This window comes from Pseudomonas sp. R1-7 (genome assembly GCF_051132105.1).
Taxonomy (GTDB): domain Bacteria; phylum Pseudomonadota; class Gammaproteobacteria; order Pseudomonadales; family Pseudomonadaceae; genus Aquipseudomonas.
The window spans coordinates 4,509,667-4,532,902 of record NZ_CP071661.1 but is presented as its reverse complement, the minus strand read 5'-3'; the positions used below and the strand labels follow the sequence as shown (position 1 = coordinate 4,532,902).

22 protein-coding genes are annotated in these 23,236 nt (G+C 61.2%); 12 read left to right on the top strand and 10 right to left on the bottom strand.

Annotated elements, in window-relative coordinates; all coding sequences use genetic code 11:
- Positions 1–18: 18 nt before the first annotated feature.
- A complete protein-coding gene (locus J3P79_RS20230; RefSeq protein ID WP_434605346.1) occupies positions 19–543 on the bottom strand; it encodes a hypothetical protein in 525 nt (174 codons plus the stop codon).
- Positions 544–702: 159 nt separating this feature from the next.
- Positions 703–1,734: a LacI family DNA-binding transcriptional regulator gene (locus tag J3P79_RS20225; RefSeq protein ID WP_434605345.1), complete on the bottom strand. Its 1,032-nt coding sequence runs from the start codon at positions 1,732–1,734 to the stop codon at positions 703–705.
- 216 nt (positions 1,735–1,950) lie between these two features.
- Between J3P79_RS20225 and J3P79_RS20220 the strand changes: the two genes are divergently transcribed.
- The gene (locus J3P79_RS20220; RefSeq protein ID WP_434605344.1) at positions 1,951–2,484 is read left to right on the top strand and encodes a gluconokinase; all 534 of its coding nucleotides are present in this window, start codon (positions 1,951–1,953) and stop codon (positions 2,482–2,484) included.
- A 92-nt stretch (positions 2,485–2,576) separates the two neighbouring features.
- Positions 2,577–3,929, top strand: a complete 1,353-nt coding sequence (locus tag J3P79_RS20215; protein WP_434605343.1) for a GntP family permease — start codon at positions 2,577–2,579, stop codon at positions 3,927–3,929.
- Positions 3,930–4,075: 146 nt separating this feature from the next.
- Here the strand turns inward: J3P79_RS20215 and alaC are convergent, their stop codons facing one another.
- A complete protein-coding gene (alaC, locus tag J3P79_RS20210; protein ID WP_434605342.1) occupies positions 4,076–5,293 on the bottom strand; it encodes an alanine transaminase in 1,218 nt (405 codons plus the stop codon).
- Between the two features lie 207 nt (positions 5,294–5,500).
- Here alaC and J3P79_RS20205 point away from each other — a divergent pair, with 207 nt between their 5' ends.
- Together J3P79_RS20205 and J3P79_RS20200 are read left to right on the top strand one after the other, a co-directional pair.
- Positions 5,501–6,163 carry a LysE family translocator gene (locus J3P79_RS20205; RefSeq protein ID WP_434605341.1) on the top strand — a complete coding sequence of 221 codons (663 nt, stop codon included), beginning with the start codon at positions 5,501–5,503 and terminating at the stop codon, positions 6,161–6,163.
- Between the two features lie 79 nt (positions 6,164–6,242).
- On the top strand, positions 6,243–6,731 hold the full coding sequence (locus J3P79_RS20200) for a GyrI-like domain-containing protein (RefSeq protein ID WP_434605340.1): 489 nt from the start codon (positions 6,243–6,245) through the stop codon (positions 6,729–6,731).
- 36 nt (positions 6,732–6,767) lie between these two features.
- Here J3P79_RS20200 and J3P79_RS20195 read toward each other — a convergent pair whose 3' ends face one another.
- Both J3P79_RS20195 and J3P79_RS20190 read right to left on the bottom strand, forming a co-directional pair.
- Positions 6,768–7,370: a pyridoxamine 5'-phosphate oxidase family protein gene (locus J3P79_RS20195; RefSeq protein WP_434605339.1), complete on the bottom strand. Its 603-nt coding sequence runs from the start codon at positions 7,368–7,370 to the stop codon at positions 6,768–6,770.
- A gap of 3 nt (positions 7,371–7,373) precedes the next feature.
- The gene (locus J3P79_RS20190; RefSeq protein WP_434605338.1) at positions 7,374–7,889 is read right to left on the bottom strand and encodes a GNAT family N-acetyltransferase; all 516 of its coding nucleotides are present in this window, start codon (positions 7,887–7,889) and stop codon (positions 7,374–7,376) included.
- A 141-nt stretch (positions 7,890–8,030) separates the two neighbouring features.
- Here J3P79_RS20190 and J3P79_RS20185 point away from each other — a divergent pair, with 141 nt between their 5' ends.
- From J3P79_RS20185 to J3P79_RS20175, 3 genes are all read left to right on the top strand, one after another.
- A complete protein-coding gene (locus tag J3P79_RS20185; protein WP_039593808.1) occupies positions 8,031–8,465 on the top strand; it encodes a YybH family protein in 435 nt (144 codons plus the stop codon).
- A 56-nt stretch (positions 8,466–8,521) separates the two neighbouring features.
- The gene (locus tag J3P79_RS20180) at positions 8,522–8,866 is read left to right on the top strand and encodes a YciI family protein (protein WP_434605337.1); all 345 of its coding nucleotides are present in this window, start codon (positions 8,522–8,524) and stop codon (positions 8,864–8,866) included.
- Between the two features lie 92 nt (positions 8,867–8,958).
- On the top strand, positions 8,959–10,194 hold the full coding sequence (locus tag J3P79_RS20175) for an RNA polymerase sigma factor (protein WP_434605336.1): 1,236 nt from the start codon (positions 8,959–8,961) through the stop codon (positions 10,192–10,194).
- Between the two features lie 130 nt (positions 10,195–10,324).
- Here the strand turns inward: J3P79_RS20175 and J3P79_RS20170 are convergent, their stop codons facing one another.
- The 4 genes from J3P79_RS20170 to J3P79_RS20155 form a co-directional block, all read right to left on the bottom strand.
- The gene (locus J3P79_RS20170) at positions 10,325–11,668 is read right to left on the bottom strand and encodes an imelysin family protein (protein WP_039593811.1); all 1,344 of its coding nucleotides are present in this window, start codon (positions 11,666–11,668) and stop codon (positions 10,325–10,327) included.
- A gap of 182 nt (positions 11,669–11,850) precedes the next feature.
- Positions 11,851–13,902 (bottom strand): putative bifunctional diguanylate cyclase/phosphodiesterase, encoded by a 2,052-nt coding sequence (locus tag J3P79_RS20165; protein ID WP_434605335.1) that lies wholly within the window; start codon positions 13,900–13,902, stop codon positions 11,851–11,853.
- A 318-nt stretch (positions 13,903–14,220) separates the two neighbouring features.
- A complete protein-coding gene (locus tag J3P79_RS20160; protein ID WP_039593812.1) occupies positions 14,221–14,817 on the bottom strand; it encodes a superoxide dismutase in 597 nt (198 codons plus the stop codon).
- A gap of 174 nt (positions 14,818–14,991) precedes the next feature.
- Positions 14,992–15,594: a LysE/ArgO family amino acid transporter gene (locus tag J3P79_RS20155; protein ID WP_434605334.1), complete on the bottom strand. Its 603-nt coding sequence runs from the start codon at positions 15,592–15,594 to the stop codon at positions 14,992–14,994.
- A 97-nt stretch (positions 15,595–15,691) separates the two neighbouring features.
- Between J3P79_RS20155 and J3P79_RS20150 the strand changes: the two genes are divergently transcribed.
- The 4 genes from J3P79_RS20150 (at position 15,692) to J3P79_RS20135 (ending at position 19,593) form a co-directional block, all read left to right on the top strand.
- On the top strand, positions 15,692–16,585 hold the full coding sequence (locus J3P79_RS20150) for a LysR family transcriptional regulator ArgP (protein WP_434605333.1): 894 nt from the start codon (positions 15,692–15,694) through the stop codon (positions 16,583–16,585).
- Positions 16,586–16,641: 56 nt separating this feature from the next.
- A complete protein-coding gene (locus J3P79_RS20145) occupies positions 16,642–17,634 on the top strand; it encodes an NAD-dependent epimerase/dehydratase family protein (protein WP_434605332.1) in 993 nt (330 codons plus the stop codon).
- A 107-nt stretch (positions 17,635–17,741) separates the two neighbouring features.
- Complete coding sequence (locus tag J3P79_RS20140; protein WP_434605331.1) at positions 17,742–18,620, top strand: ATPase; 879 nt, start codon at positions 17,742–17,744, stop codon at positions 18,618–18,620.
- A gap of 130 nt (positions 18,621–18,750) precedes the next feature.
- Entirely contained in the window at positions 18,751–19,593 is an 843-nt protein-coding gene (locus tag J3P79_RS20135; RefSeq protein ID WP_434605330.1) for a cache domain-containing protein, read from the top strand.
- Positions 19,594–19,727: 134 nt separating this feature from the next.
- Here the strand turns inward: J3P79_RS20135 and rapA are convergent, their stop codons facing one another.
- Positions 19,728–22,574 carry an RNA polymerase-associated protein RapA gene (gene rapA, locus J3P79_RS20130; RefSeq protein ID WP_434605329.1) on the bottom strand — a complete coding sequence of 949 codons (2,847 nt, stop codon included), beginning with the start codon at positions 22,572–22,574 and terminating at the stop codon, positions 19,728–19,730.
- 249 nt (positions 22,575–22,823) lie between these two features.
- On the opposite strand from rapA, the gene J3P79_RS20125 reads away from it, so the two are divergent.
- Positions 22,824–23,165 carry an aspartate-semialdehyde dehydrogenase gene (locus J3P79_RS20125; protein ID WP_434605328.1) on the top strand — a complete coding sequence of 114 codons (342 nt, stop codon included), beginning with the start codon at positions 22,824–22,826 and terminating at the stop codon, positions 23,163–23,165.
- Positions 23,166–23,236 lie beyond the last annotated feature (71 nt).

Below are 23,236 nucleotides of genomic sequence, written 5' to 3'. Positions count from 1 at the left end.
GGCGCTTGTCTGACGGGTTCACAGCGAGGCGAGGAACATATCCGTGGCCGGGTTTTTCTCATCCGACCGGCTTTCCTGGGCTTTTTCAGCCTGTGCCATCGCCGCCTTGTCCTGCATGCGCTGGGCTATTTCCTCGCCGACCGCCAGCTGCTTCTCGGGCGGCATCGCCTCGTATTCCTCTTCGGTGATGCCCATCTCTTCGAGAATGCTGTCACGCAGGCGTTCTTCTGGCGTCTTGCTCATGTAGTCCTTGAACTGCGCCATGGCAGAGCTGATGTCTTCAGGGGCTGAAGAGCCAACCGTCTGCAACTGCACACGGGTCTTGGCGAAGGCTTCGTCTACGTTGTCGCTGATGGCGGTAGCTGCGTTGACCTGTTGTGTGGCTTGTTGCGTCGCGGACTCCTGGACCTGGGCGCCATTGAGGTTATCGCGCAGCGCCTGTAGCGCGGCGCTCTGAAGGCCGCTGGCGGCTTCGGCGGTAGGGTCCCTGTCCGACCGTCTGAGCGGCATGATCATCGCTTGCTGTTTGGCACTGACCAACATGATGTGTACCTGTAGGTGATGGCTGAGCGATGGGCAAGAGCATTTCCCATGCCATCGCCGCAACGCCCTGTATTTCAAGGGCTGCGGCATAGTTGCTTTCAGCGGAGGCGGCCAATCCTTGCCGTTCGTCGGCAGGGATCGACCGCATCGTGCCAAGCCTCAGGTACTTTCGCGAACCTTGAGTTCGAAACCCAGGTCCACGACTGGCTGGGCAATGCGATTGCCAGCCATCAGCGTGAGCATTTGCTCGGCGGCGCGGCGGCCGATGGCTTCCCGCGGGGTGCTGATGCTGCTCAAGCGCGGGACCATATGAGCCGAGGCGGGCAAGTCGTTGAAGCCCAGGATCGAAACCTGCTCGGGGATCTTGATGCCACAGCGCAACGCTTCGAGCAGGGCGCCGTGGGCCAGGTCGTCGTTGCCGAAGAAGATGGCGTCGACGTCCGGATGGCTGGCCAGCAGTTGCAGGAACAACTCGCCGCCCAGGCCCACCGATGACGGGCGAGGAGTGAGTACTTCCAGATCAGGATCGTAAAGCCCGGCCTTCTGCAGCGCTCGACGAAAACCTTCGCCGCGCAGCAACGTACGTTGGTCCAGTTGCGCGCCGATGTAGGCCAGGCGCTTGCGACCCCGGGAAACCAAATGCTCGGCGGCGGTCTCGCCGGCCTTGAGCTGGGAAAATCCCACGCAGTTGAGGCCGGCGCCAGGGTCCAGTTCCATCATGTACACGCATGGAATGTTGCTGGCCTCGATCATGCGCCGGGCGCTTTCGGTACGGTCGAATCCGGTCAGCAACAAGCCGCGGGGCTGGTACGCCATATAGTTGCGCAGCAGATTTTCTTCTTCGTCCCGGGAGTAGTGGTAGTTGCCGATCACCACTTCGAAGCCCTTGGGCCGCAGGACCCGATGGATGGCTTCCAGGGTGTCGATGAACAGCAGGTTGGACAACGACGGCACCAGCACCACCACCGAATGGCTCTGGGCCGAGGCGAGGGCGCGGGCGGCGGGGTTGACGACGTAGTTAAGCTCCACGGCGGCCAAGCGGACTTTCTCCACCAGTTCGATGGCCACGGTGCTGACGCCGCGCAGGGCCCGGGAGGCGGTGATGGGGCTGACACCGGCCAGGCGTGCGACTTCATTGAGCGTGGGGCGACCGGTGGTGCGTGTATTCTTATCGTTTTTAGGGGCGGTCATCAGGGCGGCTTGCCAAACAAAAATCAAGGCACTAAGGTAGCGCTGTCTCGACGCGCCTGCAAATGCATGAACGGGGGTTGCCTGATCCTCCAACCGTTGGTGTCGTGGACGAACATGCTGCAACCACAAAAATGACAAGAAGGCGTCGGCAACTTCTGCTTTTGCTACGGTGTCATAACTGGCAAAGGTAGCGCTGTCTGCGCGCTGAGGTGTTACATGAATAATCCAATCACCGCCCTGGTCATCATGGGCGTCGCCGGTTGCGGCAAAACCTGCGTCAGCCAGGCCCTGTGCCAATTGAGCGGCGCCACCGCCATTGAAGGCGACACGTTCCACCCTGCGGCCAACATCCAGAAGATGAGCGCCGGTATTCCCCTGAACGACGATGACCGTGCCGGCTGGCTCGACAGCCTGAGCGACGAGTTGCGCCGTGTCGACGCGACGGGCGCACGCCCGGTGCTGACCTGCTCGGCCCTCAAGCACAGCTATCGCGAGCGTCTGCGCAGTGCCTTGCCGGGCCTGGGTTTCGTATTCCTTGAATTGACCCCCGAAGTGGCCGCCGACCGCGTTTCCCACCGTCCCGGCCATTTCATGCCGTCGACCCTGATCGACAGCCAGTTTGCCACCCTTGAATCCCCTGTCGGCGAGCCCCTGACCCTGGCTCTGGACGCGTCCAGCCACAGTATCGACGAACTGGCCCGCCAGGCTTACGTCTGGTGGTTGGCCCACGGTTTGAAGCTCGCCAGCTGAGTTTCAAAAAATTTGCGTCAGAAAGATAGCGCTGTCCCGACGGCCCATTAATAACTGCTTCAATAACAACAACAAATCAGGAGACACCTCCCATGTTCGGCATGTCCCACGAGACGTTCCTACTGCTTGATGCAGTGGTCACGGTGATCGGACTCATCGTCCTCATTACCAAGTTCAAATTCCACCCGTTCATTGCACTGACCATCGCCGCCGCGTTCCTCGGCCTGACGTCGGGCATGCCGACCGGCACCATCATCAAGGCGTTCCAGGACGGCTTCGGTGGCGTGCTGGGCTTTGTCGGCATCATCCTGGCGCTGGGCACGATGCTCGGCAAAATGATGGCCGAATCGGGCGGGGCCGACCAGATCGCCCAGACCCTGATCCGCGCCTTCGGCAAGGAAAAAGTGCAGTGGGCGATGATGTTCGCCGCGTTCCTGGTGGGCATCCCGCTGTTCTTCGAAATCGGCTTCGTGCTGCTGATCCCGCTGGTGTTCATCGTGGCGCGCCGCACCGGCGTTTCGATCATCAAGATCGGTATCCCGTTGCTGGCTGGTCTTTCCGCAGTCCATGGCCTGGTGCCGCCGCACCCGGGTCCGCTGCTGGCGATCGGCATCTTCGGCGCCGACATCGGCAAGACCATTCTCTATGGCCTGATCGTCGCGCTGCCGACTGCCATCATCGCCGGCCCGATCTTCGGTACGTTCATTGCCAAGCACATCCCCGGCCATCCGAACCAGGAACTGGTGGACCAACTGGCTCGCGAGACGAACTCCGCCGAGCTGCCAAGCTTCAGCATCACCTTGATCACCGTGCTGTCGCCAGTGTTCCTGATGCTGCTCAAGACGTTCGCTGACGTGGCGCTGCCGGACGGCAACCTGTTCCGCGTCTGGATGGACATGATCGGGCACCCGATCTCGGCACTGTTGCTGGCATTGCTGCTGTCGCTGTACACCTTTGGCTACAAGCAGGGCATCGGTTCCAACCAAATGCTCAAATGGCTGGACGCGAGCCTTGCACCGACCGCCGCGATCATTCTGATCATCGGCGCTGGCGGTGGCTTCAAACAGATGCTGGTGACCAGCGGCGTGGGCGATGTGATCGGCCATATGGCAGTGAGCGCGCAGATTTCGCCGATCCTGTTGGCATGGCTGGTGGCTGCGGTGATCCGCATTGCCACAGGCTCGGCGACCGTGGCGACCATTACCGGTGCCGGGATCGTGGTGCCTGTCGTCGGGATGATGCCGGGCGTGAACCGTGAGCTGCTGGTACTGGCCACCGGTGCCGGTTCGTTGATCCTGTCCCACGTAAACGATGCAGGCTTCTGGCTGGTCAAGCAGTACTTCAACATGACCGTGGCCGAAACCTTCAAAACCTGGACGGCGATGGAAACCATCCTGTCCGTGGTGGGGCTGATCTTCATCCTGCTGTTGTCGCTGGTGATCTAAAACCTGTGGGAGCGAGCTTGCTCGCGATGGCGGTGTAATAGTCGACAGAGATGCTGACTGTTATGCCGCTATCGCGAGCAAGCTCGCTCCCACATTGGTTTTTGGTGATCAGCAGAGCCAGGTGGGAGCCAACTCCCACCTTCGTGTCAGGCGTTAGGTTTGCTTACCAATCCATCCGCCCGAAACATCCCACGGATCCCCCGCACCGCCTGACGAATCCGGTCCTGGTTCTCGATCAGCGCAAAGCGCACATGATCATCCCCATATTCCCCGAACCCCACCCCCGGCGAGACGCAGACCTTGGCCTCGGCCAGCAGCATCTTGGCAAATTCCAATGAACCCAAGTGTGCATAGGCTTCGGGAATCTTCGCCCAGACATACATCGACGCCTTTGGGTTTTCCACCATCCAGCCCAGCTCATGCAGGCCCTTGACCAGCACATTGCGGCGTTGGCGGTACTGCTCGGCGATGTCGCGCACGCATTGCTGGTCGCCTTCGAGGGCGGCGATGGCGGCCACTTGCAACGGGGTGAAGGTGCCGTAGTCGTGGTAGCTCTTGATCCGCGCCAGGGCGCTGACCAATTCCGGGTTGCCCACCATGAAGCCGATGCGCCAGCCGGCCATGTTGTAGCTCTTGGACAGGGTGAAGAACTCCACCGCGATGTCTTTTGCCCCCGGCACTTGCATGATCGACGGGGCTTTCCAGCCGTCATAGACGATGTCGGCGTAGGCCAGGTCGTGGATCACCAGCACGTCGTACTGCTTGGCCAGGGCGATGACCCGTTCGAAGAAGTCCAGCTCCACGCACTGGGCGGTGGGGTTGGACGGAAAGCCCAGGATCATCATCTTCGGCTTGGGAATCGAGCCGCGAATGGCCCGCTCCAGTTCGTCGAAGAAATCCACGCCAGGCACCAGCGGCACCGAACGCACCTGGGCGCCGGCAATCACCGCGCCGTAGATGTGGATCGGATAGCTGGGGTTGGGCACCAGCACCGTGTCGCCCTGGTCCAGGGTGGCCAGCATCAGGTGCGCCAGGCCTTCCTTGGAACCGATGGTGACGATGGCTTCGCTTTCCGGATCGATGTCCACTTCATAGCGGTCCTTGTACCAGCGCGAAATGGCGCGGCGCAGGCGCGGGATGCCTTTGGACGTGGAGTAGCCGTGGGTGTCTTCACGCTGGGCGACGGTGACCAGTTTCTCCACGATGTGTGGGGGCGTGGCGCCGTCGGGGTTACCCATGCTCAAGTCGATGATGTCTTCGCCGCGCCGACGCGCAGCCATCTTCAGCTCGGCAGTGATATTGAATACGTACGGGGGGAGTCGATCGATGCGCGCAAAGCGGCGCGGCGAACCTTGTTCGGCCATTGTTGCCTCGAGATACGTGAGCGCCCGGAACCGTCCGAGCGACGTTGGCCACTGCGGTGGCCTGCGGCGCAAGATAATCGGCCTGATGTCAAATTGTCCAGTAGCCGCGCCGAACATTTTTCGACGACACTGTCGCCCCGGCTGCAGGGCCACCGAAGGACCCTGCGGGCGGCTGAATACGCATATCTAATCCTGATGGAACGAATAATGGAATTTTCCAGCGGTTTCCTGCTGAGTCTTTCGCTGTGCCTGGACATTGGCGTGGCCAACATCGCGATGATCACCCTGGCGATGCAACGCGGCTATTTCCAGGGCTTCGCCTTGGGCCTTGGCACCTGCGTGGGAGACTTGGTCTACGCAGTCCTGGCGTTGGCCGGAATGACCGTTTTGTTGCAATACGAAGCGGTGCGTTGGGTGTTGTGGATCGGTGGCTCGGTGCTGCTCCTGTATTTCGCCGCGAAGATGATTCATTCGGCGATCTATCACAGCGCGGTACTGGCTGAGGCGGGTGAAACTCGAGGCAACTCGCCGCGCCAGGAGTTTTTCCGCGGGATTTTCCTCGCCATGTCATCGCCCAGCGCCATCCTCTGGTTTGCTGCGGTGGGCGGGACGCTGATTGCCCGCTCCGGTGGTGGCACGGTGCTCAGTTCGGCGTTGTTCTTGGGTGGATTCCTCAGCGCCGGTCTGCTGTGGAGCGCGGGGCTGTGCCTGGCGGCGACCCAGGGTGGAAAATTGCTGGGCGATAAATTGCTGCGCTACTCCTATCGGGCATCGGCAGCGATCTTCTGTTATTTCGCGGTCTACGTGATTGTTTCTGGCTACAACGAGTTTGTCGGAAAAGTAAACGCCGCCGGCATGCCGGTGCTTTGACAAGCGAAACGGCCTGGCAAATACGGTTTGGCTTCTATACTGCCAAGCCCGACTTCAAATTTTCCGGAGTGTTGAAGTAATGGAAACGCAAAAACGCGTCAACGCAGCCGAGCCTCGCTTCGAGCAGGGACGCTTTCAGCTCATCGCCGGTTTCGGCGCGCGTTTTACCCAGGACACCGCCGAGGACATCCCGCAGCTCTGGGAAAGGTTCCTGCCTTGGCTCGGCAAGGTGCCGGGACAGAAAGACGAAGTGACCTACGGGGTGTGTTGCAACCCGGACGGCAAGGGTGGTTTCGAATACATCGCCGGCGTGGAAATCAGCCGGCTCGACGACTTGCCGGAGCGATTCCGCTGGATCGAGATCCAGCCCGGGCCGTACGCGGTGTTCGAGCACAAGGGAGACTTGAAAGAACTGCCGGACACCTTCCAATACATTTGGAAAGAATGGCTGCCGAACTCCGGCCATCAGGCGGCGGATGAACCGGAGTTCGAGCGCTACAGTGAAGATTTCAACCCCCGGACCCGCGAAGGCAGCCTGGAAATCTGGATACCCCTCAAGCCAAAGTGACCTGACCCATTCGTTCTAAAGCGCGAAAAGGATTGTTCAATACAGACTGGCCTGCACCCGCGCAGGCGTCTCGCGGTCGTAAGCCTCGGCATCGAACCCCTCATTCAGACGCTTGTGGATCGCTCCGGCGCTAGGAACTGCCGAGCGATCGAGGTGGCGCTCCGGGTTCCACAGCTCCGAGCGCACGATGGCCTTGGAGCAATGAAAAAATGCCGCTTCGACCGTGACCAGCAATACCGTGCGAGGCAGCTTCCCATTGACTGCGAAGCGCTCGAGCAGCTCGGGTTCGGCGCTGATGCGCGCGCAGCCGTTGACTCGCAACGTCTCGCCGATCCCGGGGATGATGAACAGCAGCGACACCCGCGGGTCATGAAGAACGTTGCGTAGGGTGTCGATGCGGTTATTGCCCGGGCGGTCGGGCAGCGCCAAGGTGTGTTCGTCGAGGATCTGCACGAAACCCGGTGCGTCGCCACGGGGCGAACTGTCCAGGCCATCCGGCCCTGCCGAGCCGATGACCACCATTGGCGAGGCCCGGACCATCGCCTGGTAATCCTCGTTGAGAAAAGGGATCTGTTTGCGTACTGCCCGTTCATGGGGCTGGCCGTAGATGGCTTCCAGTTGTTCAATCGATGTCAACATGGTTCAGGCCTCCCCGGCGGCAGATTCGTCTGGCTGGAACACCAAGCCCATCCGCCGTTCATAACCGATGCGGCCCTTGTACGCCTCTCCGCTATCGACCCAGCCCAGCCGGGTATAAAGACCGATGGCCGAGTCGTTGTCCGCATCGACCGAGAGCTCCAGTCCCTTGATTTCCGGCCACGCCGCGCGAGCCGCGGCGGGTAGCGCTTGCAGGCAGGCCTTGCCGTAGCCTTTGCCCTGGGCGCGATGGTCGACTTGCAAGGCGTGCAGGGTCGCGCTGTGTTCGTCGGCCCAGGCCGGCAGCACGGGCGGACGCTTGAGCAGCAGGAAGGCGACCGGCACTTCGCCGGCCAACAGCGCGAAACCCTTGACCCCTGGGCCGGGCTTGGACAGCAACGTGTGTAGCGCACCGTGGATGTCGCCGGAGAATTTGATTTGTTCGGGGTGGATTTCGATGGATTCGACCTGTTGCTGTTGCAGTGGGGTCAGGTCTTCATAAGGTACGAGCTGAGCGGTCACGAAAACGTCCGTTGTTTGCTGACAGAATGGACCTTGGATTCTAGCGAAATTTTTTCTTTGGATTATTTTTGTTTAGCTGTCGATTTGCCGTTTCTCCAATCGACAAAGGGTGTCTCTAACAAAAACATGCGGAGAATCACCATGAATACCCAAGCTGCGGAAACCGAAATCCAGACGCTGATCGACACTTATCGCCAAGCCGTCATGGCCAAGGACGTGAAGAAGGTCATGGCGCTGTATGCCGACGACATTGTCTCGTTCGACGCCATCCAAGCCCTGCAATTCAAGGGCAAGGTCGCCTACCAGGCTCACTGGGAGGCCTGCATGGAAATGTGCCCGGGCCCGCACAAGTTCGATTTTCACCAAGTGCAGATCAGCGCGGCTGACGACATTGCGTTCGCTCATTGGTTGGCCTATTGCGGTGGTACCAACGAAAAAGGCGAGGAACAGGCCTGCTGGATGCGCGTGACGGCCTGCTACAAGCGTTCGGCCGGGCAGTGGAAAATCGTCCATGAGCATTGGTCGGCGCCGTTCGATCCGATGGCCGGGACAGCGATTTTCGACCTGCAGCCCTGAGCGGCTGCGGTTCGCTTCTGCCATCCTTGTCGATCAGTCCGATCACGGAGTCTTCCATGAAGTATTTATGCCTGGTGTACAGCAACGAAGAGGTCCTGCATAACTCGCCGGACAGTCCCGAGGACGCCGAATGCATGGCCTACGCCGAATCGATCCAGGGCAGCGGCCGGATGGTCGCGGCCGAGGCCCTGGAGTCGGTGCAGACCGCCACCACGGTGCGCATGCGTGGCGGCAAACTGTCGATTACCGACGGCCCGTTCGCCGAAACCAAGGAGCAACTGGCGGGCTTCTACCTGATCGACGCCAAGGATCTGAACGAAGCCATCCAGGTCGCCGGCAACATACCGGCGGCCCGGGTTGGCTGCGTCGAGGTCCGGCCGGTACGCCAACTGAATGTCTGAACAACGATCATCAACGGGATTGCCTCCATGAATCTTGAGCCAGCTTCCTCCACACGATTCAACGGTCCGTCAAGCCAAGGCCAGCCCGATTGATGTCGGCCGAAGCGGTCAAGGCACGGGTCGAGCAGGTCTACCGGCAGGACTCGCGGCGAATCCTGGCAACCTTGATTCGCCTGCTGGGGGATTTCGACCTCGCTGAAGAAGCCCTGCACGAGGCCTTCTTCATCGCGGTCGAGCGCTGGCAGCGCGACGGAGTACCGGACAACCCGCGGGCCTGGCTGGTATCGGCCGGGCGCTTCAAGGCGATTGACAGCCTGCGCCGGCGGGCGCGCTTCGCGGCGTCGCAGCCGATGTTGATTGCACAGCTCGAGGAATTAGAGCAGGCCCAGTGGAGTGATGAAGACGTGGAGGACGACCGCCTGCGGCTGATTTTCACCTGTTGCCACCCGGCCCTGGCGGCTGACGCGCAGGTGCCGCTGACGCTGCGTGAAGTGTGCGACCTGACCACCGAGGAGATCGCCCACGCCTTTCTTGCCGCGCCGGCGGCCATTGCCCAGCGTATCGTGCGGGCCAAGGCGAAGATCCGCGATGCGAAGATCCCCTACCAGGTGCCGTCCCGCACGGAATTGCCTGAGCGACTCGACAGTGTCCTGCGCGTGATTTACCTGGTGTTCAACGAGGGGTACTCGGCGTCGATGGGCACCGAGTTGATTCGCGAAGACCTGACCCGCGAAGCCATACGCCTGGCGCGCCTCTTGATGGAGCTGTTGCCGGAAGCCGAAGTCATGGGGTTGCTGGCATTGATGCTGTTGCACGAATCGCGGCGACCAGCGCGAACGTCGATGGCCGGTGAGCTGGTTTTATTGGATGAGCAGGACCGCTCGCTGTGGGATCAGGCAATGATCGCCGAGGGTTGCGCCATGGTCGAGGCCGCGCTCAATACCCGGCGGTTCGGACCTTATTGCCTGCAAGCGGCGATCGCCGCGGTGCACGCCGAAGCGCCGACAGCGCAGGAAACCGACTGGCCGCAGATCGTCGGCCTCTACGACGTACTGCTGCGTGCGCTGCCTTCGCCGGTCATCGAACTCAACCGCGCGGCCGCCCTCGCCAAGCGCGACGGGCCGCAGGCTGGGTTGAGCCTGGTCGATGGGATACTCGGCAGGGGCGATCTGGACGACTACCACCTGGCTCATTCGGCGCGGGCGGAGTTTTGTCGACAATTGGGGCGGGTGGAGGAGGCGAGGGCGGCGTATCGACGCGCGCTTGAACTGACGCAGCAGTTGCCGGAACGGCGGTTTATCGAAGGGCGGCTTGCGGGGTTGCAGTGACCACCGAAAACCAATGTGGGAGCGAGCTTGCTCGCGATGGCGTCAGGTCAGGCAACATTGCAGTCGGCTGATGACCCCATCGCGAGCAAGCTCGCTCCCACAGGTTTAACGGTGACGGATCCGGCGTTGATCAGAACTCGTGATCAGCACTGTCCGGGTTCAGGTCGCTGATACCCAGCTTGCCGGCGGCCTGTTCGATCGAACCGGTCTGCTTGACCAGGGCGGCGATGGCGTCGCGTACGATCTGGTTGCCCGCGGTGTTGCCGGCGGCGATCAGTTGGTCGTAGTGCTCACCCTTGTTGGCGTGATCGACCATGACCTGGATCTTGGCTTCGGTATCGGCCAGGTCGGCCTTGAGCGCGGTGTCGGCGGCCGGGTCGGCTTTCGCCACCAAGGAGGACAGGCTGGCGCCGGTCAGCTTGGTGCCGTCTACGCGGGTGTATTCGCCCAGGTAAACGTTACGCACACCCTTGGCATCGTAGAAGTGCGAATTGTGGGTGTTGTCGCTGAAGCAATCCTGTTCGTCTTCCGGGGAGTTGGCTTCCAGGGAGACTTTCATGCGCTCGCCCGCCAGTTCGCCCAGGGACAGGCTGCCCATGCCGAACAGCATCTTGCGCAGGCCGCTTTCGGCAGGTTCGGCTTCCAGGGTAGCGCGGTAGTTGTCGGCCACGTTCGGCTTCCAGTTGCCGACCATTTCCTGCAGATCGTTGACCAGCAGTTGGGTGACGGACTTCAGGTAGGCACGACGACGGTCGTTGTGGCCGCCAGTGGCGCCTGCGCCTTCCAGGTAGTCGGAGGCCGGACGATTGCCAGCGCCAGGGCCGGTGCCGTTGAGGTCCTGGCCCCACAGCAGGAATTCGATGGCGTGATAGCCGGTGGCAACGTTTGCCTCGGAACCACCCAGCTCGTTCAGGCTGGCGAGTTTTTCCGGGGTGATGTCCTTGACGTCGACCTTGTCTTCGCCGACCTGGACTTCGGTATTGGCGATGATGTTGGCGGTGGCACCCGGGTTACCCAAGGCGTGCTCGTAGGATTTATCGACGTAGTCGATCAGGCCTTCGTCCAGGGGCCATGCGTTCAGTTGACCTTCCCAGTCATCGATGATGGTGTTGCCGAAGCGGAACACTTCGCTCTGCAGGTAAGGTACGCGCGCGGCGACCCAGGCAGCCTTGGCGGCTTTCAGGGTATCGGCGTTCGGTTTGGCCAGGAAGGCATCGACGGCGGTTTGCAGGGTTTTCGCGGTGGATTCGGCATCGCTGTAGACGGCATAGACGATGTCGGCGTAATGCGCGACAACTGCCTTGGCGGCGGCTTCGTCGATCTTGCCAGCGGCAGCGGGGGCCGCCGGTGCAGCGGTGCTGGCGGCCGGCGTTGGCGCTTGCGGCGCGGCGGCCTTGTCTTTGCCTTCGCCGCAACCGGCGAGGGAAATAGCGATGGCCAACAGACTGGCGGTAGCCAGAGGCATACGAATCATGGCGTACATCCTGCTTCGGTGATGAATGGGACAGGCGCGAGGTCGCGCAAAACTGCGACATAATGCGAAAGATTTGCATTATGTGTAAAGGGTTGTGGGTGTAAATATTTCTTATTTAATGACGCAGGTAGCCGCCTTTCGGCGGCATCGGTAGGCAATGTCGGGTTGCGTTTGCAATAGGATCAGACGATGGAGGCCTTGATGCGCTCCGCCTGCTTCAGATAAAGGCCCAGCTCCCGCGCCGGCAGGGGTTTGCTGTAGTAGTAGCCCTGGCCTTCATGGCAACCCTCGGAAATGATGTAAGCCTCTTGCTCGATCGTCTCGACGCCTTCGGCAATAACCTGCATTCCCAGGCTCTTGCCCAGCTGGATGATCGCGCGGACGATGGTTGCATCGTCTTCATCATCGAGCAGGTCCTGGACGAAGCTCTTGTCGATCTTGATCTTGTCCAGCGGCAGGCTCTTGAGGTAACTCAGCGACGAGTAGCCGGTGCCGAAGTCATCGATGGCAATCAGCGCACCCGAACGGCGCAGGCTCAGCAAGTGCTGGGCGGCGGTGGTTATATCTTCCATGAGGCCCGTTTCGGTAACTTCCAGTTCCAGGCTGCGCGGCGGCAAGCGGTACATCTGCAGGAAGTTGTTCACCACCCGTGGCAGTTCGGCGTGGTGCAACTGCACGGTGGACAGGTTCACCGCCATGCGCAGGTCGACGAAGCCCTGGTCATGCCAGTCGCGCAACTGTTTGCAGGCCTGGTCCAGTACCCATTCGCCGATGGCGATGATGGTGCCGTTCTGTTCGGCCAGGGGAATGAACAGGTCTGGCGGCACCAAACCATGCTCAGGATGGTGCCAGCGAATCAACGCCTCGGTGCCCACCACGCGCAAGTCGCGATAGCTGATTTGCGGTTGGTACACCAAGGTGAACTGCTCGCGTGCCAGGGCTTCGCGCAGGTCCTTTTCCAACTCGCGACGACGGCGCATCTCGCTGTCGACGCTGGCGATGTAGAACTGGTAGCGATTGCGCGACCGGGTCTTGGCCAGGGTCATGGTCTGCTCGGCTTTTTGCAGCAGCTTTTCAGTGCTGTCGCCATCTTCGGGAAACAGAGTGATACCGATGGTCGCCCGCAGGCGGATTTCCTGATCATCCAGCGCGAACGGCGCTTCCAGGTCATCGAGGATGTTCTGGGCCAGTTCTGCGGCCTCATAGGGTTGTTCGATATCGGCCTGGACCAGCGCAAACTGGTCACCCCCCAGTCGCGCCAGTGCGCCGAGGCGTCCGCTGTGGGCGCGCAGCCGATCGGCCAGGGCCAGCAGCAATTGGTCACCGGTCTGGTAGCTGAACTGCTCGTTGATGCTCTTGAAGTCATCCAGCCCCACGCACAGTACCGCGACGCGACGTTGCAGGCGTCCGGCGTCCACCAGAATCTTGTCCAGTTGCTGTTGCAGTTGCTGGCGATTGGGCAGGCCGGTCAGGAAGTCGTACTGGGCCATGCGCAACAGGCTGTTTTCCGCTTCATGACGCAGGTGGGTATTGCGCTCGATGGAGGCCAGCAACTGGTTGGCAGTGTTGATCCACAGACCCAGTTCGTTGTGCTCGTGACCTCGTAGTTGTGGAATCTTGTGGGCGCTAGGGCGGTCGGGGTTTATTTCGGTCAGGTGCTGGATGATTCGCGACAGCGGCTTGGTCAGCAGCCAGTGGTAGACCAGGTACAGCACCAGGCCCATGGCCAGGGCTCGCAACATTCCGGAAATGAAAATGATGAACGAACTGACGATAAAACCCTGGCCGTAGGTGGCGGTGTCCAGCGTGATGCTCAGGTCGCCGTAATATTCGCTGTAGGGCCCGCGGCCCACCAATTGTGTGGTGAAGGTTCGTTCCTGGCCCAGGATCAGATCGGTGAGCCAGCGGCTTTCGGACTGCTGCAGCGGCCGGGTTTTTTCGGCGAGCATGGTTTCGCGGGGGTGCCCGATGGACGCCATGCGTACGGCTTCGTCCTGGAACAGGCCTTCGATCACCTGCATGCCCATCTCGCGGTCGAGGCTGTAGACCGCCTGGGTAGACGGATCGCGGAACATATCGAGGATGCGCTGGGCATCTTCGGCGACGGCCCGATTGGTTTTGTAGGCGTCGAAGACGATCTGGGCGCAGCTCAAAACCATGCCAACGATCAACGCCGAGAGGAGCACGACCCGGAGCAACTTCACCGACAAGCTGTTTTTGAGTTCCAGCTTCAAAGAGGGATTCCTTGTTCCGTGCGGGTAGCGTCAAGTTGCCATGAGTATTGGCAATCCTGTGATATCAGTCAAAGGGACAATCAAACACAAGGGATTTCGCCTGAAACCTGGCCGTTATACGGTGTTTGCAGAGTGATTACTCTACGACCATTGTTTCGGTTGGAAAGGCCTGCAACTTGAGGCTTGGCGAGTTTTTTTGTTGGTTTTCAGACGCGAGGTCATTTGCCGACGGCAAAGCCCTTAAGGGCGCAATAAACCCGCCAAAAAAAACGGCGCATTTCCATGACGGAAAAGCGCCGTTTTCATTGGCATCGCAACTTACGCAGTGAAGGTCTTGCCTTCGAACTGCTCAGCTACGAACTTCCAGTTGACCAGGTTCCAGAACGCCTCGACGTATTTCGGACGCACGTTGCGGTAGTCGATGTAGTAGGCATGTTCCCAGACGTCGCAGGTCAGCAGCGGGGTGTCGCCGCTGGTCAGCGGGTTGCCGGCGCCGATGGTGCTCGCCAGGGCCAGGGAGCCGTCAGCTTTCTTGACCAGCCAGCCCCAGCCGGAACCGAAGGTGCCGATGGAGGTTTTGCTGAATTCTTCCTTGAACTTGTCGAACGAACCGAAGGCTGCGTTGATGGCCTCAGCCAGCGCGCCGGTAGGTGCGCCGCCGCCGTTAGGCGTCAGGCAGTTCCAGTAGAAGGTGTGGTTCCAGACCTGAGCGGCGTTGTTGAAGATACCGCCCGAGGAAGTCTTGACGATTTCTTCCAGGGTCTTGCCTTCGAACTCGGTGCCGGGCACCAGGTTGTTCAGGTTCACGACATAGGTGTTGTGGTGCTTGTCGTGGTGGTATTCCAGCGTTTCTTTGGAGATGTGTGGCGCCAGTGCGTCGTGTGGGTACGGCAGCGGCGGCAATTCGAAAGCCATGGTGATTCTCCTAATCAGGTCAGTTGCGGTGAGCGCAAGGCCGATCACGGGCGGCCAGACTAGCGCCGGGGAGTTTGTACTCTTTGCGGCGCAGGAGTCGGATCATAGCACCGGGGGTGCGGCATAACCACGCAACAACTGTGTGGAATAGAGGTTCCAGAGCGGTTTGGAATATCAGCCCGACACGATCAGTTGCGCCGCCACCGTGAACATCATCACCGCCACCAGCAGGTCCAGGACACGCCAGGTCGTGGGTCGGGCCAGCCAGGGGGCGAGCCACGCGGCACCCAGGGCCAATGTGGAAAACCACAACAGCGAAGCACTGGCCGCGCCCACGACATAGGCGCCAGGCACGCTCTGCTGGGCGCCGAGTGAGCCGATCAGCAGCACCGTGTCGAGGTACACGTGCGGGTTGAGCAGCGTGACCGCCAGCGCGCTCAGCAGCACGGTTCCCAAGGACCGCGCGACCTGCTTGTCATCCCGCTGCAGGCTCTGTCTCGAACAGGCCCGACGCAGCGCCTTGCTGCCGTACCAGAGCAGGAACGCAGCGCCGCCCCAACGAGCGATCGAAAGCAGCAACGGGCTTTGGGCCAGCAGCGTCGCCAGGCCGAATACTCCGGCAGCGACCAGCAGCGCATCGCAGGCGATGCACAGCGCAGCCACCGGCAAGTGATGCTCGCGGCGCAGGCTCTGGGCGACCACGAACGCGTTCTGCGCGCCGATCGCCATGATCAATCCAAGGGCCACCAGCAGGCCGTTCACATAGCTTTGCCACATAGCGTCGTTACTCCAATGGTTCACAATTGCTGGCCATTGTCCGGTGCGCGGATGTATAAGAAAAACCAATCTTGCTGATCGGCCATAAGGAAAACTGATGTTCGATTACAAACTGCTTTCTGCCCTCGCGGCCGTCGTCGAGCAAGCAGGCTTCGAGCGAGCCGCACAGGTACTGGGATTGTCGCAATCGGCCATCTCCCAGCGGATAAAGTTGCTGGAAGCGCGAATCGGCCAGCCCGTGCTCGTGCGTGCCACGCCCCCGGTGCCGACCGAAATCGGTCGTCGCCTGCTCAACCATGTGCAGCAGGTGCGGTTGCTGGAACGCGACCTGCAGAGCCAGGTGCCGGCCCTGGACGAAGAAGGGCTTCCGGAGCGCCTGCGCATTGCACTCAACGCCGACAGCCTGGCCACCTGGTGGGCCAGTGCGGTGGGGGAGTTCTGTGCCGAGCAGCATGTGTTGCTCGATTTGGTGGTGGAAGATCAGACCGTAGGCCTCAAGCGCATGCGCGCCGGAGAAGTCGCCGCTTGCCTCTGCGCGAGCGAGCGCCCCGTGGCCGGTGCCCGCAGCGTGTTATTGGGGGCCATGCGCTACCGGGCGCTTGCCAGCCCTGCCTTTATCGCTCGGCATTTCCCCGAGGGGGTGCGTGCCGATCTGCTGGCCCGCACGTCGGCCCTGGTGTTCGGTCCGGATGACTTTCTGCAGCACCGATACCTCGCTGCCCTCGGGGTCGAAGGCGGTTTCGAACATCATTTATGTCCTTCGTCCGAAGGTTTCATTCGCCTCATCGAGGCAGGGCTTGGCTGGGGCCTGGTGCCCGAGCTGCAGGTGCGCGAGGCACTGGCACGCGGCGATTTGGTGGAACTGCTGGCAGATAAGCCAATTGATGTGCCGCTGTACTGGCATCATTGGCGCAATGGCGGTCAGTTGCTTGGTTTGTTGACCGAACAACTGATCGCAGCGGCAAGCAGCAAGCTGCAAGTGTTGAGCTGATCGCAACTGGCTTGCCGCTCTTGGCTTGCGGCTCGAAATTGGTTTAGGAGCGCTTCATGAAAATTCTGGTCACCGGCGCAAGCGGCTTCATTGGCGGACGCTTCGCGCGTTTCGCCCTGGAGCAAGGCCTGAGTGTTCGGGTCAATGGCCGCAGAGCCGAGAACGTCGGGCATCTGGTGACGCGTGGCGCCGAGTTCATCGAGGGCGACCTGGGCGACCCGATGCTCGCCCGCGACCTGTGCCGCGATATCGACGCCGTGGTGCATTGCGCCGGTTCGGTGGGGCTCTGGGGACGCTACCAGGACTTTCACCAGGGCAATGTCCAACTCACCGAAAACATCGTCGAGGCTTGTCTCAAGCAGAAGGTCCGGCGACTGGTGCACCTGTCATCGCCCTCCATCTATTTCGATGGTCGTGACCACTTTGGACTGACCGAAGAACAGGTACCCAAACGCTTCAAGCATCCCTACGCCGCCACCAAGTACCTGGCCGAGCAGAAAGTCTTCGGCGCCCAGGAGTTCGGGCTGGAAGTACTGGCCTTGCGCCCGCGATTCGTCACCGGCGCCGGCGACATGAGCATCTTCCCGCGCCTGCTTGAAATGCAGCGCAAGGGGCGGCTGGCCATTGTCGGCAACGGCTTGAACAAGGTGGATTTCACCAGCGTACAGAACCTCAACGAAGCACTGCTCAGCAGCCTGCTTGCCACCGATTCGGCCTTGGGCAAGGCCTACAACATCAGCAACGGCGCGCCCGTTCCGCTGTGGGATGTGGTCAACTATGTGATGCGGCAGATGGAATTCCCGCAAGTCAGGCGTTACCGCTCCTATGGACTGGCCTACAGCGTCGCGGCCCTTAACGAAGGGGTTTGCGCGATCTGGCCCGGACGGCCTGAACCGACGCTGTCGCGCCTGGGCATGCAGGTCATGAGCACCCATTTCACCCTGGATATCAGTCGTGCACGGCATTATCTCGATTATGATCCGAAGGTCAGCCTGTGGGCGGCGCTCGATGAATTCTGCGCCTGGTGGCGCAACCACAATGGCCGCTGATCGCCCCGTCATGAACCGAGTGCCCGGTTCGGGGTCAATGGGTGCGGCGGGCGAGGGGGTTATACTCGCCGCATCGAGTCACCACCGATTTTCCAAAGGTTGAACCCATGCCCACGCGTAACGATGCCAACGACGACTTCGACGATGTACCGAGCCTGCGGATGCGGGCGGACATCCCCGATGACGATGACTTCATGACCAACCGCCAGCCCCACGTGCAGGCACGTCCGGCGCCCGTCGCCGCGGCCAAGGTCAAGGCGCCGACCACCGGGCCGCTGTGGGCATTGGTCGGCGCCTTGCTCTGCGCACTGGCTTTCCTGGCATGGTGGAGTTTCCAGCAAATTTCCATGATGGAACAACAATTGGTGGCCACCCAGGAAAGCTTCGCCCGGATCAGTGAGGACGCGGCTGGTCGCCTGCAGGACATTTCCGGCAAGGTGGTCGCCGGACAATCCAACGTCATGAGCGACAGCGAAGCCTTGAAACTGCAGATCAAACAGTTGGAAAACAAGGTGCAGGAGCAAAGCCGGCAATTCGAGGGCAAGCTGCAAGAGCAATATAAGGCGCTGCAAGGCGCGTTCGGCCCGTCCGCCGATCTGGACACGCAACTGGCCAAGATGATTGCCCAGGCTTCGCAACAGGAAAACACCAACACCCAGCTGCAAGCGTCCAACAAGGAACTCCAGGCTCAGGTCAAGGCGTTGGCGGCTGAAGTGTCGGCCTTGAAGAACCAAGGCGAGGGCGGTGCCCTGGATGCCCAGCTCAAGAGCATCGGTGCCGACATCACGGCCTTGAAACGCGCCACCTCCAACTCGGCCATCGACCGCCTGGAGCAAGACATGGTCGTGCTCAAGAGCCAACAGGAAAACCGTTCCGGCAACACCGCCGAGTTCGATGCCTTCCGTGGCCAGGTCACCCGCAACATCAACACCCTGCAATCGCAGATCCAGTACCTGCAACAGCAACTGAGCAACCGATCCCAGTAACGAACCCTGTGGGTGCGAGCCCGCTCGCTCCCACAGATACCGCAGCGTCCTGCAACAGTCCGCTGAATACTCGAACATTACCCTGCGCCGTCTACGCTCTTGGAACACCAACAAGAACGAGGGCGTGCCCATGGGGTTTATTCGAAGGATGGCCTGGCTGGCCGCAATGCTGGTGCTGATGCAAGCATCGGCCCAGGCTGCTACGCCGGATGACGGCCAGGCGGCCCGGACGCTGCTCGAAAAGGCCCTGGCTTATTACCACGACAATGGCGACAAGGCGTTTGCTGCGTTCAGCCGCCAAGGCGAATTCGTCGATGAGGACCGCTACGTGTTTGTGGTCGATACCGAGGGGGTGATGCTTGCCAGCGGCGGGCCATCGTCCGCGTTGATCGGTCGAGACGTTTCCGAGGTGTTGGGGCCTGATTTGCGCAAGGCTTTCAAGGACGCCCTGAAGATCCCTGAAGGCAGCGGTATCCAGCAGGCGGAGTACCGCTGGCACAACTGGGCGGATGGCAAGGTCGAGCGCAAGCACGTGTATTTCCAACGAGTGGGCGAGCGGATCCTGGCGGTCGGCTACTATCTGCCCAGGGCTTCGGCCGACCAGGCCAGGGCGCTGCTGGACAAGGCCGCAGATGACCTATCGAAGAACGAGAAAGCCACGCTGACGGCGATCAATTCCCTCAAGGGCGGCTATCTTCAGGATGATCTGTATGTCTTTGTCGTCGATCTCGATACTCGCCGTTATGTGGGGCACGGCACCAACCTGCGTCTGATCAATACTGATTTCACCAAGGTCAAGGACCCGGATGGGAAACCGGTGGGCGAGCCGATCCTGGGAATGATGGGCAAGCAGGAGACGGGGGAGTACGAATACCGCTGGAAGAATCCGGTGACGGGAAGGGTTGAGAACAAGCATGCGTATTTGAAGAAGGCGGGGCGGTTGTTGGTGGCGGTGGGGTATTACAGTCCTTGAGCTTCCAAGGCAAGCCTTCGTGGGAAGTCCTCTCCCACAGGGGCCGCGGTGTATATAAGGTTTGTGGCTGTTGAAAATCCTCTGTGAGAGCGAGCAGGCTCGCTCTCACAGGGGAAACCAAAAACCAGCTGAAATCAGCCCGCCACCAATACCCGAATCGCCTCCAACCGCAACGCCGCTTTCTCCAGCATCGCCAATCCTTGCTCACGCTGCTGGCGCAAGGCCTCCAGCTCGCTATCCCGAACGGTAGGGTTGACCGCTTGCAGGGCGGTCAAACGCGCCAATTCTTCTTCGGTATCAGCTGCAAGACGACGTTGAGCCTCGGCTACGCGCTCGGCATGGCGCGGGGTGATCTTCTCTTCGCCGGCATTGATCCGCGGCGCGAGCTGGTCACGCTGGGCCTGGATGAACTTGTTGGCGCTGGCGCGGGGCACGCTTTCGAGCTGGTCGTTCAGGGTCTCGAACGAGACACGGGCCGCCAGGTCGTTGCCGTTGGTGTCCAGCAGGCAGCGCAGGGCGGCCGGTGGCAAGTAGCGGCCTAGTTGGAGCGAGCGCGGGGCGACCACTTCGCTGACATAGAGCAGTTCCAGCAGCACGGTGCCGGGCTTGAGCGCCTTGTTCTTGATCAGTGCCACGGCGGTGTTGCCCATGGAACCGGACAGCACCAGGTCCATGCCGCCTTGCACCATCGGGTGCTCCCAGGTGATGAACTGCATGTCTTCGCGAGACAAGGCCTGGTTGCGGTCGTAGGTGATCGTCACGCCTTCGTCGTCGCCCAGTGGGAAACTGGCGTCGAGCATTTTCTCGCTCGGCTTGAGGATCAGCGCGTTGTCGGAGTGGTCCTCGCTGTCGATGCCGAAGGCGTCGAACAAGGTCTCCATGTAGATCGGCAGGGCAAACTGGTCGTCCTGTTCGAGAATGGCTTCCACCAGCGCATCGCCTTCACCCGCGCCGCCGGAGTTGAGCTCCAGCAGGCGGTCACGGCCGGTGTGCAGTTCGGCTTCCAGGCGCTCGCGTTCGGCGCGGGCCTCGTCGATCAGCGCTTGCCAATCGCCATCGTCGGCTTCTTCCAGCAACGGCAGCAGGCGCGGGCCGAACTGGTGCTGCAAGGCATTGCCGGTCGGGCAGGTGTTGAGGAAGGCATTCAGCGCTTCGTGATACCACTGGAACAGCCGCGCTTGCGGGCTGGTTTCCAGGTAGGGCACGTGCAGCTCGATTGTGTGTTTCTGGCCGATACGGTCCAGGCGGCCGATCCGCTGTTCCAGCAGGTCCGGGTGCGACGGCAGATCGAACAGGACCAAGTGATGAGCGAACTGGAAGTTGCGACCTTCGCTGCCGATTTCCGAACAGATCAATACTTGCGCGCCGAACTCTTCATCGGCGAAGTAAGCGGCGGCGCGGTCGCGTTCCAGAATGTTCATGCCTTCATGGAACACCGTGGCCGGGATGCCGGAGCGTACGCGCAGGGCATCTTCCAGGTCCATGGCGGTTTCGGCGTGGGCGCAGATCACCAGGACCTTGGTGCGCTTGAGCATTTTCAGCTGGTCGATCAGCCATTCGACGCGCGGGTCGAATTTCCACCAGCGCTCTTCTTCGCTGGCCTCCGGCTGGGCCTGGAAGCTGACTTCCGGGTACAGCTCGGCGTGATCGCCCAGCGGCAGTTCGAGGTATTCGTCCGGGCACGGCAGCGGATAGGCGTGCAGCTTGCGCTCCGGGAAGCCCTGTACGGCGGCGCGGGTATTGCGGAACAGCACCCGGCCGGTGCCATGGCGGTCGAGCAATTCGCGAACCAGGCGGGCGCTGGCTTCGATGTCGCCATCATTGACGGCGGTCAGCAGCGCTTCGCCTTCGTTGCCCAGGAAGCCATGGATGGTCTGGTGGGCTTCGGGCGACAGGCGACCTTTGTCCAGCAGCTCCTGGACGGCTTCGGCCACCGGGCGATAGTTCTCGCTTTCGGCGCGGAAGGCTTGCAGGTCATGGAAGCGGTTCGGGTCCAGCAGGCGCAGGCGGGCGAAATGGCTGTCCTGGCCCAATTGCTCCGGCGTTGCGGTCAGCAGCAGCACGCCGGGAATGGTTTCGGCAAGTTGCTCGACCAGGGCGTATTGCGGGCTGACATGGTCTTCATGCCAGACCAGGTGATGGGCTTCGTCGACCACCATCAAATCCCAGCCGGCGGCGAACAGCGCGTCCTGGGCCTTCTCGTCGTCCACCAGCCACTCCAGCGCCACCAGCGCCAGTTGGGTGTCTTCGAACGGGTTGCTGGCATCGCTTTCGATGAAACGTTCTTCGTCGAACAGCGCAACCTGCAGGTTGAAGCGTCGGCGCATTTCCACCAGCCATTGATGCTGGAGGTTTTCCGGGACCAGGATCAGGATGCGGCTGGCGCGCCCGGAAAGCAGTTGGCGGTGGATGATCAGGCCGGCTTCGATGGTCTTGCCCAGGCCCACTTCGTCCGCTAGCAATACGCGTGGCGCGATGCGGTCGGCGACTTCTCGGGCGATGTGCAGTTGGTGTGCAATCGGCTGGGCGCGGACGCCGCCCAGGCCCCAAAGCGGGGACTGCAACTGGCGGCTGGTATGTTCCAGCGTGTGGTACCGCAGGGAGAACCACGCCAGTGGATCGATCTGGCCGGCAAACAGGCGGTCGCTGGCCAGGCGGAACTGGATAAAGTTCGACAGCTGGGTTTCCGGTAGCGTGACGACTTCGTTCTGCCCATTGAGACCGTGGTAGACCAGCAATCCGTCGACGTCGTCGACTTCGCGCACGGTCATTTTCCAGCCTTCGAAATGAGTGATCACGTCGCCCGGCGAAAACCGAACGCGGGTCAGGGGCGCATTCCGTAGCGCGTACTGGCGCGTGTCGCCAGTGGCCGGGTAGAGCACGGTCAACAAGCGGCCGTCCTGTGCCAGAACGGTGCCTAAACCCAGCTCGGCTTCGCTGTCACTGATCCAGCGTTGCCCCGGTTGATACTGCTGCGCCATGCTGCCTGACTCCCGCCGTGAAAAAGCCGGCTATCTTAACGGAATGAGCCGCCAGACCAAAGGATTTACGCACATATCCCGGCCTCATGCGGGCTGGCCCGGTCAGCCTGGCCAAGGGAACTTAAACGGGGTGCGCGATCAAACAAGCTTGTGGGCCGTCAGGGCGGAATGCCAACCGGGTCACAACTTTCGGACCAGCGGTTCAAGCTGTCCCCGCCACAGCCGACAACCTGAAGACAGGAGACCTTTATGTTGCCACCCATGCTTCCTTTGAGCGCCGTACCCGTTACCGCGCAGCAGGATCCGATCCGTCCGCGACCGGATATTCCGCCCGTGGTCCCTGTCCAGCAAAGCTCCAACGAAAGCACCATCGACCTGCAGAAGCGTGATCCTGAAGAAACCGCATTGTTGCTGCGCGAGGAACAGCGTCGCCGGCAGGATCGGGAAAGGCGCCGCCGTGAAGCCGATGAAGATCCCGAGGAGCACCTGGCGGTGCCGGGCACCGAGCTGAACGCCGATAACACCGTGCCGGTCGTACCGTTGGTGGAAGGAGAGACGCGCCAAGGCCTGTGGGTCGATATCCAGATCTGATCCAGGCCTGCCGAGACGGTCGGGCTGGTCAAGGCCGGCTACAGCCCGCATCATGGGCGCATTCGCAATTC

Bases quoted from the DNA above. Each gene is read 5' to 3' on its own strand.
- J3P79_RS20180 (WP_434605337.1), top strand. From the start codon at position 8,522: ATGAAGTATTTATGCCTGGTGTACAGCAACGAAGAGGTCCTGCATAAC.
- J3P79_RS20175 (WP_434605336.1), top strand. From the start codon at position 8,959: ATGTCGGCCGAAGCGGTCAAGGCACGGGTCGAGCAGGTCTACCGGCAG.
- J3P79_RS20205 (WP_434605341.1), top strand. From the start codon at position 5,501: ATGGAATTTTCCAGCGGTTTCCTGCTGAGTCTTTCGCTGTGCCTGGAC.
- J3P79_RS20200 (WP_434605340.1), top strand. From the start codon at position 6,243: ATGGAAACGCAAAAACGCGTCAACGCAGCCGAGCCTCGCTTCGAGCAG.
- J3P79_RS20220 (WP_434605344.1), top strand. From the start codon at position 1,951: ATGAATAATCCAATCACCGCCCTGGTCATCATGGGCGTCGCCGGTTGC.
- J3P79_RS20150 (WP_434605333.1), top strand. From the start codon at position 15,692: ATGTTCGATTACAAACTGCTTTCTGCCCTCGCGGCCGTCGTCGAGCAA.
- J3P79_RS20135 (WP_434605330.1), top strand. From the start codon at position 18,751: ATGGGGTTTATTCGAAGGATGGCCTGGCTGGCCGCAATGCTGGTGCTG.
- J3P79_RS20125 (WP_434605328.1), top strand. From the start codon at position 22,824: ATGTTGCCACCCATGCTTCCTTTGAGCGCCGTACCCGTTACCGCGCAG.
- rapA (WP_434605329.1), bottom strand. From the start codon at position 22,574: ATGGCGCAGCAGTATCAACCGGGGCAACGCTGGATCAGTGACAGCGAA.
- J3P79_RS20160 (WP_039593812.1), bottom strand. From the start codon at position 14,817: ATGGCTTTCGAATTGCCGCCGCTGCCGTACCCACACGACGCACTGGCG.
- J3P79_RS20225 (WP_434605345.1), bottom strand. From the start codon at position 1,734: ATGACCGCCCCTAAAAACGATAAGAATACACGCACCACCGGTCGCCCC.
- J3P79_RS20195 (WP_434605339.1), bottom strand. From the start codon at position 7,370: ATGTTGACATCGATTGAACAACTGGAAGCCATCTACGGCCAGCCCCAT.
- J3P79_RS20155 (WP_434605334.1), bottom strand. From the start codon at position 15,594: ATGTGGCAAAGCTATGTGAACGGCCTGCTGGTGGCCCTTGGATTGATC.
- alaC (WP_434605342.1), bottom strand. From the start codon at position 5,293: ATGGCCGAACAAGGTTCGCCGCGCCGCTTTGCGCGCATCGATCGACTC.
- J3P79_RS20215 (WP_434605343.1), top strand. From the start codon at position 2,577: ATGTTCGGCATGTCCCACGAGACGTTCCTACTGCTTGATGCAGTGGTC.
- J3P79_RS20145 (WP_434605332.1), top strand. From the start codon at position 16,642: ATGAAAATTCTGGTCACCGGCGCAAGCGGCTTCATTGGCGGACGCTTC.
- J3P79_RS20170 (WP_039593811.1), bottom strand. From the start codon at position 11,668: ATGATTCGTATGCCTCTGGCTACCGCCAGTCTGTTGGCCATCGCTATT.
- J3P79_RS20140 (WP_434605331.1), top strand. From the start codon at position 17,742: ATGCCCACGCGTAACGATGCCAACGACGACTTCGACGATGTACCGAGC.
- J3P79_RS20230 (WP_434605346.1), bottom strand. From the start codon at position 543: ATGTTGGTCAGTGCCAAACAGCAAGCGATGATCATGCCGCTCAGACGG.
- J3P79_RS20185 (WP_039593808.1), top strand. From the start codon at position 8,031: ATGAATACCCAAGCTGCGGAAACCGAAATCCAGACGCTGATCGACACT.